The sequence below is a fragment of the Pseudarthrobacter sp. rb genome (assembly GCF_056389225.1).
This window is the reverse complement of the sequence record NZ_JBWJAR010000003.1, coordinates 35,192-46,195: the sequence shown is the minus strand read 5'-3', so window position 1 is coordinate 46,195 and position 11,004 is coordinate 35,192. Positions and strand designations below refer to the sequence as shown.

Genomic DNA, 11,004 nt, shown 5'->3' with positions numbered 1-11,004 from the left:
AGCCGCAGTGGCGTTCCCCGGAATTGTCGGCGGGTCCCCTTAGCGTTGAAGCATGAGTTCCTGGAACACCCTCCCCCGCGCAGCCTTCGATCTGGAAACCACGGGCCGCAACTCGCGGGCGGCAAGAATTGTCACGGCATCAATCACCGTAGTGGACCACCAGGGTGAGGTCATCAAGGAGCATGAGTGGCTGGCCGATCCGGGGGTGGAGATACCTGTGGAGGCCAGCGACGTCCACGGCATCACCACCGAACAGGCCAGGCGTGACGGCCGCCCTGCGCATGAGGTCACGGGTGAGGTCGCCGCCGTCCTGCAGGAGCTGTTCGATTCCGGCACTCCGGTGATCGCCTTCAACGCGAGCTACGATTTCACTGTCCTTGCCGCCGAGTCGGCACGGTACGGGATTCCGCAGCTGAGCCGCTTCCCGGTCCTGGATCCCTACATTATGAACAAGCAGGTTGACCGCTACCGCAAGGGAAAGCGGACGCTCACCGCACTGTGCGAGGAGTACGGGGTGGTCCTGGACAACGCGCACACTTCCGCGGCGGACGCCCTGGCAACCCTCAGGGTGCTGGATGCCATGGCAGGCAAGTTTCCCAAGCTGATGATGCCGGCCAGCCAGCTGCACCAGCTTCAGGTGGACTGGGCGGTCAGCCAGGCATCGGACTTCCAGGAGTACCTTCGGAAGACGAAGCCGGCCGCTGTCATTGAGGGAGACTGGCCGGTGTTGCCGCCGCAGGATGCCACGACAGGTGGCTTCTAGGGGCGCTCCTGCGCTCACCGTTTTTGGGAGGCATGTCACAGTCACGCCGCTTAACAAAGTTTCGGGTTGCAGGCCGGGCATCGTTCGCCGGGATGGAGTCACAACCCTGCAACTGCTTGGTCCCGCGCCGCAGGGACGGAATTATATTTGGCCGGAATGCGCCTGACTTCCGTTTTGTTCACCTCACGTGCGGTATTCACTCAAGTGAGACAATAAAGTTTTGCGGTCACCCCTGCCCCGGACAGCTGGACCAGCGCCGGGCAGGTGCCAGGCGCCACAGCGCTGCCTTGCGGCCCGGTCGACTTATGCCTCATATGAAAGTGACAACCTGATGAACATCAAAGCGTTGAAGTGGCTCAGGACCGTTCCTGTTGCCCTGGCCCTTGCGGCATCCCTGGCCGCCTGCGGCGGCGGTTCCTCCCAGCCCAGCGGCTCCCCCACGGACGCACTGAAGGGCAGTGACCAGCAGACGCTGGACAAGTACACCACCGCCGATGTCACCCCCCTCGACAAGATTGATAAGAGCAAGCTCGGCCTCGTCACCGAGGGCACCCTGCGCGTGGGAACGTTGTCAGACGCCCCACCCAATATCTTCGTTGATTCCTCGGGCAAGTTCACTGGCTACGACAATGAGCTTCTGCGGGCGATGGCCGACAAGCTGGGGCTCAAGGTCGAGTTCGCCTCCACCAAGTTCCAGGCGCTTCTCAGCCAGGTAAAGAACAAGCAGTTCGACGTGGGATCCTCCTCGATTTCCACCACGGACGCCCGCCGTGAAACGGTTGCCTTCACCAATGGTTACGACTTCGGTTACATGGCCCTGGTGACCAAAGAAGACGCCAAGGTTCAGACGTTCGCGGAACTGAAGAGCGGCCTCCGCATCGGCGTCGTCAGCGGCAGCGTCCAGGAAGACTACGTCAAGAACACCCTGAACATTGAGCCTGTTTCCTTCCCCGACTACAACACCGTTTTCGCCAGCCTGAAGAGCGGGCAGGTGGACGCATGGGTGGCTCCGTCCCAGCAGGCGACCGGCCAGGTCAAGCCCGGTGACGGCACGAAAATCGCCGAGAAGAAGCTCAACACCCAGAACTTCACCGCTTACGCCGTTGCCAAGGACAACCCTGCCCTGCTCGAAGCGCTGAATTCGGCCCTTGATGCCATAGTCGCCGACGGCACCTGGTCCAAGCTGACTGCCGAGTGGTACACGGACCGCCCGACGGCTGCCGAGCAGACCCCCGAGGGTTGGAAGCCGGGCAGCAAAGCCGTCAAGATCCCAACGAAGTAGACACCAGCTACCCAGAAAAGATAACGACGCCATATGGATTTCCTGACACGACTCAGAGAGACCTTCCTTGACTGGGAGAAGATCGCTGAGGTTCTGCCAAGCATGTTCTCTGTGGGCCTGCCCAATACGCTGGTCCTTGCGATCACTTCGGGACTTATCGGGGCCTTCGCCGGCCTGGTCCTGGCTCTCATGGGAATCTCGCGGAATCCTGTGGCACGGTGGGCCGCCCGGGTGTACACAGACGTATTTCGTGGACTCCCGGCCGTCCTCACCATTCTGGTCATCGGCCTGGGATTCGGACCGATATTCCGCGAGATGACGGGCAGCAACAGCCCCTACCCCATGGGCGTTGCGGCTCTGTCGCTCATGGCCGCCGCGTACACGGGCGAAATCTTCCGCTCCGGCATTCAGAGCGTAGACAAGGGGCAGCTCGAGGCGTCACGCGCCCTGGGATTCGGCTACGGTGCATCCATGCGCCTGGTGGTGGTTCCCCAGGGTATCCGCCGGGTGCTTCCTGCCCTCATGAACCAGTTTATTGCGCTGATCAAGGATTCCTCGTTGGTCTTCACCTTGGGCTTGCTGGCCACGGAACGGGAACTGTTCCAAATCGGCCAGGATGCGGCCGCCCGCAGCGGGAACCTGTCCCCATACGTGGCAGCTGCCATTTTCTACCTGGCCATGACCATCCCGCTCACTCACCTGGTCAACTACATCGACGCCCGGCTGCGCAGCGGCCGGCCGGAAAAGAAAGAACCGGACGACGCCGCGGCCGTCGTCGGGAAGGGAGCCCAGGCATGAGCGAATTCGCATCAGGAACACTGAGCGCCAAGAACATCCACCTTTCCTTCGGCAGCAACCACGTCCTGCGGGGCATCGACCTGCATGTACCCCAGGGCACCACGGCGTCAGTCATCGGCCCGTCGGGTTCGGGTAAGTCCACCCTGCTGCGGGTCATGAACCGGCTGATCGAACCCGACCAGGGGGACATCCTGCTGGACGGCCGCTCGGTCCTGAAAGACAATCCCGACGAGCTCCGCCGCCGGATCGGCATGGTGTTCCAGCAGTTCAACCTGTTCCCCCACAAGACCGTGGAGGAAAACGTCTCGCTGGCCCTGCGCAAACTGCGCAAGCTCTCGAAGGAGGAGGCGCGCAGCGAGGCGCTGGAACAGTTGGATCTGGTGGGCTTGAGGCACAAGGCCGATTCCCGCCCGGCCAACCTTTCCGGCGGCCAGCAGCAGCGCGTGGCCATTGCCCGGGCGCTGGCCATGAAGCCGGAGGTCATGTTTTTCGACGAGGCCACCTCCGCCCTCGACCCCGAACTGGTCAAGGGTGTCCTGGCACTGATGACGGACCTCGCCAAGGGCGGCATGACCATGGTGGTGGTGACCCACGAAATGGGCTTTTCCCGCAACGTCTCCGACGCCGTGACGTTCATGGATGCCGGCGTCGTGGTGGAGTCCGGGCCGCCTGAGCAGCTCTTCACCGAGCCAAGGACCGACCGGCTCAAGGGCTTCCTCTCGGACGTCCTCTAACGCCTCGCACGCAAAGAAATCCCCGGCTGCAGCCTGCAGCCGGGGATTTTTTCGTAAGGAACGACGGCGGTGCTAGCCCTGGGCGGCCGCGGCCGCCTTCGCCGCGGCAGGCAGTGCATCGTAGATCCGGTTCATGGCGGCGTCGTCGTGGGCGGCGGAAAGGAACCACGCCTCGAAGACCGACGGCGGCAGGTAGACCCCCGACTCCAGCATGGAGTGGAAGAACGGCGCGTAGCGGAACGCCTCCTGCGCCTGTGCATCGGCGTAGTTGTGGACCCCGTTGGCCGAGGTTCCGAAGGCCACCGAGAACAGGTTCCCCGCGAACTGGATTGAGTGGTCCACCCCTGCGGAATCCAGCGCGTTGGAGACGGCGGAGGAAAGCTCCAGGGAACGGACGTCGATGAAGGAGTAGACATCGCGGGTGGCGTGGGTCAGTGTGGCAACGCCGGCAGCCATCGCCACCGGGTTCCCTGACAAGGTGCCCGCCTGGTACACGGGGCCGGTGGGCGCGAGGTATTCCATGACGTCGGCACGGCCGCCGAGGGCCGCCGTCGGCATTCCACCGCCGATGACCTTGCCGAAGGTGAGCAGGTCGGGCGTCCACGGGTTTTCCGCGTCCGGCGCACCGCCGGTGAGGCCCCAGTAGCCCGAGTAACCGGTGCGGAACCCGGTCAGGACCTCATCGACGATGAGGAGCGCGCCGTGCTCGCGGGTGATCTGCGACAACCCAAGGTTGAATCCCTCGGCAGGGGTTACTACTCCCATGTTCGCCGGCGCGGCCTCGGTGATCACGGCAGCGATGTTCGGCCCGTGCACGGCGAAGGCTTCCTTGACGGCGGTGAGGTCGTTGTAGGGCAGCACCAGCGTCTCCGCGGCGGTTGCTTCCGTGACACCGGCGGAGCCGGGCAGGGCAAGGGTTGCCAGGCCGGAACCCGCGGCGGCCAGGAGTCCATCCAGGTGGCCGTGGTAGCAGCCGGCGAACTTGATGATGAGGTTGCGGCCGGTGAATCCGCGGGCCAGCCGGACGGCGGTCATGGTGGCTTCGGTGCCGGTGGACACCATCCGGAGGCGTTCGACGGCGGGAACGCGCTCCTGGACGATGGCTGCCAGGTTGGCCTCGTCCGGGGTGGATGCGCCGAAGGAGAGCCCCCGGTCGACGGCGGCGTGCACCGCTTCCAGCACGGCCGGGTGGGCGTGGCCCAGCAGGGCCGGACCCCAGGAGCAGACCAGGTCCACGTATTCCTTGCCGTCGGCATCTGTCAGATACGGTCCCTTCGCTGAGACCATGAAGCGCGGGGTCCCGCCGACAGAGCCAAAAGCCCGCACCGGCGAGTTGACGCCGCCGGGCATCAGCCGGCGGGCGCGGTCGAAGAGTGCCTCGTTGCGAGGATTGCTGGAAGTCATGGTTTCTATTCTCTCAGTTAGCCGGAAAGCTCAGTTAGCCGGTAGGCGCAGTCAGCCGCAGAAGCCCAGTCAGCCGGCGAGCAGTTCCGCCACCCGGGGCGCCACCGCCGTGCCCATCAGTTCGATTGAGCGCATCATGGCGCTGTGCGGCAGCGGACCGTTGCTGTATTTCAGGTCGAAGCGGTCAACACCCAGGTTCCGCTTCAGCCGGACGATTTTTTGGGCCACCGTTTCAGGTGATCCGACGTAGAGGGCCCCTTCTGCGGAACAGAGCGCATCGAACTCACCGCGTCCGGCCGGACCCCAGCCACGCTCGGCCCCGAGCCTGTTCCGGAGTGCCAGCCAGTGGGGATAAAGCTCTTCCCGGGCCTGCTCATCCGTGTCGGCGACATGGCCAGGCGAGTGCGTGGCCATCTGCTGCATGGGATGTCCGTATTTGCCCATCGCCTCGCGGTAGAGGTCGGCCAGGGGCCGGAAGCCCCGCGGCTGGCCGCCGATGATCGCGAAGATGATCGGGTAACCGTACTGGGCGCACCGCAGCACGGATTCGGGGGTGCCGCCCACGCCGATCCATGTGGGCAGCACGTGGTGCTCCAGGGGCGGGTAGACGCTCAGCCCGTGCAGGGCGGGACGCGTGCGGCCCTCCCAGTGCACGGGTTTTTGCGCCCGGACCTTGTCGAACAGTTCGAGTTTTTCCTCGAACAGGACCTCGTAGTCCGCCAGGTCCAGCCCGAACAGCGGGAAGGATTCAATGAACGATCCGCGCCCGAGCATCACTTCGGCCCGGCCGTTGGAGATGGCGTCCACGGTGGCAAAGCGCTGGAACACCCTGATGGGATCGTCCGAGCTGAGGACCGTCACGGCGGACCCCAGCCGGATGCGGGACGTGCGCGCCGCGGCGGCGGCCAGGAAGACTTCCGGCGCGGAGACGGCGTAGTCCTTGCGGTGGTGCTCCCCCACGCCAAAGGCATGGAGTCCGACGGCGTCCGCCAGTTCCGCCTGCTCCAGCAACTGGCGCAGGACCTGGGCATGAGGCTGCGGACTGCCGTCCGGGTTCGCGCCGATGTCACCGAAGGTGTTCAGCCCAAGGAGGATGCGGTCCTCCCCCACGGGTGCGGTTGGCGCGGCGGAAGGACCGGTCACCGGGTTGCCTTCAGCCAGCCGGCCAGTTCGGCGGCCCAGTAGGTAAGAACCGTGTGGGCGCCGGCACGCCGGATACCCAGTACGGACTCGGTGATGGCGGCACGGCGGTCGATCCACCCGTTGGCGGCGGCGGCCTCGATCATCGCGTATTCGCCGGAGATCTGGTACGCGGACACCGGTACCGGGCTCATGGCGGCAACGTCGGCCACGATGTCCAGGTAGCTCATGGCCGGCTTGACCATGATGATGTCTGCACCCTCGGCCAGGTCCAGTTCCACCTCGCGCAGGGCTTCGGTGCGGTTTCCGGCGTCCATCTGGTAGGTCCGCCGGTCGCCGGTGAGCTGGGAGTCCACGGCCTCGCGGAAAGGTCCGTAGAACGCGGAGGCGTACTTCGCGGAATACGCGATAACGGAGGTGGTCACGTGCCCTGCTTCATCCAGTGCCGAGCGGATGGCGGCGATCTGGCCATCCATCATGCCTGACGGGCCGAGCATGTGGGCGCCGGCCTCTGCCTGGGCCACGGCCATCCTGGCGTAGATCTCCACGGTGCGGTCGTTGTCCACGTAGCCGTCGGCGTCGAGCACTCCGCAATGCCCGTGGTCGGTGAATTCGTCCAGGCAGACGTCACTCATGATCACCAGGTCATCGCCCACCTCCGCGCGGACGTCCCGGATGGCCTTGTTCAGCACGCCCTCAGGGTCCAGGGACGCGGTACCCTCGGCGTCGCGGGTTTCGGGAATGCCGAAGAGCATGATGCCGCCCAGGCCGAGCTCAACCGCTTCGGCGGCGGCCCGCTTCAGGGTGTCGGTGGTGTGCTGGACTACGCCCGGCATGGACGTGATGGGGTTGGGCTCGGTGAGTCCCTCCCTGATGAAGGCGGGAAGGATGAGCTCGGCCGGTGCGAGGCGTGTTTCGGCTGTCAGCCGGCGCATGGCCGGGGTGGTGCGCAGGCGGCGGGGGCGTTGGGTGGGGAAAGTCATGGGTCCTGTCCTTCGCATGGTTGTGAAGCTTTGTGGAGAGAAAACGTTCCGGTCCGGTCAGGGCGGGTTGAGGGCCTTCGCGACGGCTGCCACCAGCCCGTCCGGTGTGGGCTCTGCCGCCACCTCCGCGACCTCAAGGCCCAGGGCTGCGGCCTGGTCCGCCGTCGAACGGCCAATTGCCACCAGCCGGCAGCCGCCCAGCGGACCAAGGGCGGCGATCCGCCGCACCGCGCTCGGCGAGGCGGCGATCACGGCGGCAATGCGCCGTTCGGCGATGTCCGTGGCGGCAGCTTCCGGCGTTAGGAGGGAGTACGACGGCGGCTGCGGGCCGGCGTCGAACGTTTCCGCCCGGACGGCGAGACGGCGCTCCGCTGCCGCCGGGTAGTCGACGGTGCGGTAGGCAGTCACAGCGGTGACGTCGCCGCCGGCGGCTTCCAGTCCCGCCGCCAGCGTGCCGGCCGCGATATCAGCCTGCGGCAGCAGGATCCTGCCGCTCCCGGGCCAGACGGCGAGCAGGCCGGCGGCTGACTGCTCCCCGGCCGGCGTGAGCGCTACGTCCAGTCCGCCCGCATCCAGCAGCCGGTGGGTTGCCGGACCGATGGCGGCGATCCGCGTGCCGGAAGGTACCAGTTGGTCCAGGCGCAGGCCACGTTCGGCCGCCTTTTCCATCAGGACGTGCACTGTTGTGGCGCTGCTGACCACCAGCCAGTCGAAGGCGCCCGCTGCAAGGGCGTCACAGGCGACGTCCAGCGCGTGTTGGTCCGGCGCTCTTTCGAAATCGATGAGCGGAAGCAGCACCGGCAGCGCACCGGCTCCCTTCAGGGCCTCCACCAGGGCGCCCGAGCGCTCCGGGCTGCGCGTGACCAGGACCCGGACCCCACCAAGCGGCATGCCTCCATGCGGCTTGGCGGATCCGGAGTCACTGGAAGGCTGCGTCATTGCCAGGTCAGGACGCCTGCAGGTCTGCGATGTCGGCGGCTCCGGCAGCAAGGAGGGCCTCCGCCAGTTCAATGCCCAGCAGGGTCGCTCCCACCTCCGTCAGTCCGTCCGTGGCGCGCTTGTCCCGCACGGTGGCGGTGCCGTCCACGGCGCACACCACGGCTTCAAGGTGCAGCATGCTGCCTTTGCGGTAGGCGTATGCTCCCACCGGAGCTGCGCAGCCTGCTTCGAGCCTTGCCAGCAGGGCCCGCTCCGCCGTGACGGCAAGGCGGGTGTCGGGGTCGTCCAGCGCTGCCAGGGCCTGGGCCAGGACGTCACGGGAGCCGTCAGCCGCGCCGGGCTTTGGCGGGGCGTCCGCCGTCCGGCACTCGATGGCCAGTGATCCCTGTCCTGCTGCGGGCAGCATCACGTCGGTTTCCAGGTATTCGGTGACGGCGTCCAGGCGGCCGATCCGCTCCAGGCCGGCGGCCGCGAGCACCACGGCGTCCAAGTCACAGGACTTTCCGGGGACCACCTCGCCAGTGGAGTTGCCGGGCAGCCCGGGAACGCGGCCCAACCGGGTATCCACGTTGCCGCGGATGTCCACGATGTCCAGGTCCGCACGGGCGGCGCGCAACTGGGCCGCACGCCGTGGCGAACCGGTGCCAATGCGGGCACCGGCGGGCAGGTCTGCCAGCTTGAGTCCGTCGCGGGCGCACAGGACGTCGCGGACGTCCACACGGCGCGGGGTGGCGGCAAGGCTGAGGCCTACTGCTGCCCCTGTCGGCAGGTCCTTGAGCGAGTGGACGGCAACATCGCACTCATCGCGCAGGAGCGCGTCACGCAGGGCGGCAACAAAGACGCCCGTGCCGCCCATCTGGGACAGCGAGCCCGTGAGGACGTCGCCGTCCGTGCGGACGTGCACCAGTTCCACCGGGAAACCGCCGACGGCGGCAAGCTGGTCCGCGGTCTGCTGGGTTTGGGTGAGCGCCAGCTTGCTGGCGCGTGTTCCGATCCGGACTGTCACAGCTGGGCCGTTTCCGCGGCACCGCCGGACGGGTACGGGTCATGGCCGGTGCCTACCGTGGTGTCGGCCCCTGCAATGGTGGGCTTTTCGCCACGGAAGTTGGCGCAGCATCCTGGTCGGCAGACGTCGTACCAGGGACCAAGATCCGTCAGGGCGGGGCGGTCGCTGATGTTGTTGGCCACCGTCCGCTCGGAGATGAGGTCCACCAGGCCGTCAACGAACTTCCGGTGCGTACCGGGCGTGGGGACGCGGGTGGCGGCCAGGCCCAGGTTGGCGCAGGTTTCCATCGCTTCGGTGTCCAGGTCCCAGACGACTTCCATGTGGTCGCTGACGAAGCCGAGCGGAACGATGACGATGCCCTTGACGCCCTGGCCGGCCAGTTCCTCGATGGCGTCATTGATGTCCGGTTCCAGCCACGGCACATGCGGGGCACCGGAACGGGACTGGTAGACCAGGGACCACGGTGCGGTCAGCCCGGATTCCTTCTCCACCCGTTCGATGACGGCGGCGGCATTGGCGAGGTGCTGGGCCACGTAGGCGGAGCCTTCCTCGAACACGCGGGGCTCCCCCTCGGAGCGGCCCGCAGCTTCGGCGTCCCGGGTAGGGATGGAGTGGGTGGCGAACAGGATGTGGACGGGGGCATCCGGCGTGCCGGCTTCGGCGAGCTTGGCCCGCACGTCGGCCAGGCCGGCGGCGGTGCCCTCCACGAACGGCTCCACGAAACCGGGGTGGTCGAAGTACTGGCGGACCTTGTCCACTTCGAGTTTGCCGTCCAGACCGGTCTCCGTCAGCGCCATGCCGATGTCCTCGCGGTACTGGCGGCAGCTGGAGTAGCAGGAGTAGGCACTCGTGGTGAGCATCAGCACCCGGCGGTGGCCGGCGTCGTACGCTTCCTGCAGGGTCTGCGGGATGTAGGGGGCCCAGTTGCGGTTGCCCCACAGCACGGGCAGCTCGATGCCGCGGGCAGCCAGCTCGGCTTCCAGCGCTGCCTTCAGCTCGCGGTTCTGCTGGTTGATGGGGCTGACGCCGCCGTTTGCGCGGTAGTGGTGTGAGACTTCCTCAAGCCGCTCGTCCGGGATCCCCCGGCCGCGGGTGACGTTGCGGAGGAATGGGATGACGTCATCCTGGCCTTCCGGGCCACCGAAGGAGGCCAGCAGGACGGCGTCGTAGTTCTTGGGGGCCATGCGTCCGGCCTCGGTCACCGGGTTGACGGCGGTGGCGGCCTGCTGTTCCGGGCTCATGCCAGGACCTCGGCAACCTCTTCGGCGGAGATGCGGCGTCCGGTGTAGAACGGGACTTCCTCCCGCACGTGGTTGCGTGCCTCGGTGGCGCGGAGGTGGCGCATGAGGTCCACCAGGTCAACGAGCTCGGGGGCTTCCAGGCCCAGGATCCATTCCCAGTCGCCCAGGGCGAAGGAAGAAACGGTGTTGGAGATGACCTGGGGGAAGTCGCGGCCCAGGAGGCCGTGGTCGCGGAGCATTTTGCCGCGCTCCGCCTCGGGCAGGATGTACCACTCGTAGGAGCGCACGAACGGGTAAACACAGAGCCACTCCGCCGGAGCGACACCGCGGGAATATGCCGGGGTGTGGTTCTTGGCGAACTCGGCCTCGCGGTGGACACCCATCGCGGACCAGACAATCTCGGTGCCGGCGAAGAGGGTGCTGCGGCGGATGTCCCGGATGGCCTGCTGCAGCGCTTCCGGCTTGGGTCCATGGAGCCACACCATGACGTCGGCGTCGGCGCGCATGGCCGAGACATCGTAGCTGCCCCGGTGGGTGACGCCGGCGGCGGCGAGACGTTCCAGCAGCGCGTCGAAGTCGGCGGCGGCATCAGCGCTGCGGACCACTGACCCCGACCTCTTGAATACCGTCCAGAGGGTAAAGAACTGCTCGGCTGATTCTTCGGTTTTAGTGACAGATTCGGCAGAAGTGTGGCTCATGGTTACAAGTTTGCCC

General features: G+C 66.6%; 11 protein-coding genes. 4 read left to right on the top strand and 7 right to left on the bottom strand.

What is annotated here, in order from left to right:
• The first annotated feature begins 52 nt into the window (after nt 1-52).
• The 4 genes from ACWRN3_RS05295 to ACWRN3_RS05280 all read left to right on the top strand — a co-directional run bounded on the left by ACWRN3_RS05295 (nt 53) and on the right by ACWRN3_RS05280 (nt 3,577).
• Nucleotides 53-763 (top strand): 3'-5' exonuclease, encoded by a 711-nt coding sequence (locus tag ACWRN3_RS05295; RefSeq protein WP_324642505.1) that lies wholly within the window; start codon nt 53-55, stop codon nt 761-763.
• A 331-nt stretch (nt 764-1,094) separates the two neighbouring features.
• On the top strand, nt 1,095-2,045 hold the full coding sequence (locus ACWRN3_RS05290) for a substrate-binding periplasmic protein (RefSeq protein WP_255172699.1): 951 nt from the start codon (nt 1,095-1,097) through the stop codon (nt 2,043-2,045).
• 33 nt (nt 2,046-2,078) lie between these two features.
• Nucleotides 2,079-2,843, top strand: a complete 765-nt coding sequence (locus ACWRN3_RS05285) for an amino acid ABC transporter permease (RefSeq protein ID WP_324642506.1) — start codon at nt 2,079-2,081, stop codon at nt 2,841-2,843.
• Nucleotides 2,840-3,577, top strand: a complete 738-nt coding sequence (locus ACWRN3_RS05280; protein ID WP_255172701.1) for an amino acid ABC transporter ATP-binding protein — start codon at nt 2,840-2,842, stop codon at nt 3,575-3,577. Before ACWRN3_RS05285 ends, ACWRN3_RS05280 begins: the two co-directional genes overlap by 4 nt.
• A 72-nt stretch (nt 3,578-3,649) precedes the next feature.
• On the opposite strand, the gene hemL is transcribed toward ACWRN3_RS05280, so the two are convergent.
• The 7 genes from hemL to hemQ form a co-directional block, all read right to left on the bottom strand.
• Nucleotides 3,650-4,981 (bottom strand): glutamate-1-semialdehyde 2,1-aminomutase, encoded by a 1,332-nt coding sequence (gene hemL, locus ACWRN3_RS05275; protein ID WP_255172702.1) that lies wholly within the window; start codon nt 4,979-4,981, stop codon nt 3,650-3,652.
• A 69-nt stretch (nt 4,982-5,050) separates the two neighbouring features.
• The gene (locus ACWRN3_RS05270; protein WP_476740038.1) at nt 5,051-6,124 is read right to left on the bottom strand and encodes an LLM class flavin-dependent oxidoreductase; all 1,074 of its coding nucleotides are present in this window, start codon (nt 6,122-6,124) and stop codon (nt 5,051-5,053) included.
• Complete coding sequence (hemB, locus tag ACWRN3_RS05265) at nt 6,121-7,104, bottom strand: porphobilinogen synthase (protein ID WP_476740037.1); 984 nt, start codon at nt 7,102-7,104, stop codon at nt 6,121-6,123. The genes ACWRN3_RS05270 and hemB overlap by 4 nt, the downstream gene beginning before the upstream one ends.
• Before the next feature lie 57 nt (nt 7,105-7,161).
• Nucleotides 7,162-8,043, bottom strand: coding sequence for a uroporphyrinogen-III synthase (locus ACWRN3_RS05260; protein ID WP_476740036.1), 882 nt, complete (start codon nt 8,041-8,043; stop codon nt 7,162-7,164).
• Between the two features lie 7 nt (nt 8,044-8,050).
• Nucleotides 8,051-9,049 carry a hydroxymethylbilane synthase gene (hemC, locus tag ACWRN3_RS05255; protein WP_255172706.1) on the bottom strand — a complete coding sequence of 333 codons (999 nt, stop codon included), beginning with the start codon at nt 9,047-9,049 and terminating at the stop codon, nt 8,051-8,053.
• Complete coding sequence (locus ACWRN3_RS05250) at nt 9,046-10,290, bottom strand: ferrochelatase (protein ID WP_476740035.1); 1,245 nt, start codon at nt 10,288-10,290, stop codon at nt 9,046-9,048. Before ACWRN3_RS05250 ends, hemC begins: the two co-directional genes overlap by 4 nt.
• Nucleotides 10,287-10,988: a hydrogen peroxide-dependent heme synthase gene (gene hemQ, locus ACWRN3_RS05245; RefSeq protein ID WP_255172708.1), complete on the bottom strand. Its 702-nt coding sequence runs from the start codon at nt 10,986-10,988 to the stop codon at nt 10,287-10,289. Before hemQ ends, ACWRN3_RS05250 begins: the two co-directional genes overlap by 4 nt.
• Nucleotides 10,989-11,004 lie beyond the last annotated feature (16 nt).

What these genes read in the sequence shown, in the direction of transcription:
- ACWRN3_RS05295 (WP_324642505.1), top strand. Translation starts at nt 53, where the DNA reads ATGAGTTCCTGGAACACCCTCCCCCGCGCAGCCTTCGATCTGGAAACC.
- ACWRN3_RS05290 (WP_255172699.1), top strand. Translation starts at nt 1,095, where the DNA reads ATGAACATCAAAGCGTTGAAGTGGCTCAGGACCGTTCCTGTTGCCCTG.
- ACWRN3_RS05285 (WP_324642506.1), top strand. Translation starts at nt 2,079, where the DNA reads ATGGATTTCCTGACACGACTCAGAGAGACCTTCCTTGACTGGGAGAAG.
- ACWRN3_RS05280 (WP_255172701.1), top strand. Translation starts at nt 2,840, where the DNA reads ATGAGCGAATTCGCATCAGGAACACTGAGCGCCAAGAACATCCACCTT.
- hemL (WP_255172702.1), bottom strand. Translation starts at nt 4,981, where the DNA reads ATGACTTCCAGCAATCCTCGCAACGAGGCACTCTTCGACCGCGCCCGC.
- hemB (WP_476740037.1), bottom strand. Translation starts at nt 7,104, where the DNA reads ATGACTTTCCCCACCCAACGCCCCCGCCGCCTGCGCACCACCCCGGCC.
- ACWRN3_RS05260 (WP_476740036.1), bottom strand. Translation starts at nt 8,043, where the DNA reads ATGACGCAGCCTTCCAGTGACTCCGGATCCGCCAAGCCGCATGGAGGC.
- ACWRN3_RS05250 (WP_476740035.1), bottom strand. Translation starts at nt 10,290, where the DNA reads ATGAGCCCGGAACAGCAGGCCGCCACCGCCGTCAACCCGGTGACCGAG.
- hemQ (WP_255172708.1), bottom strand. Translation starts at nt 10,988, where the DNA reads ATGAGCCACACTTCTGCCGAATCTGTCACTAAAACCGAAGAATCAGCC.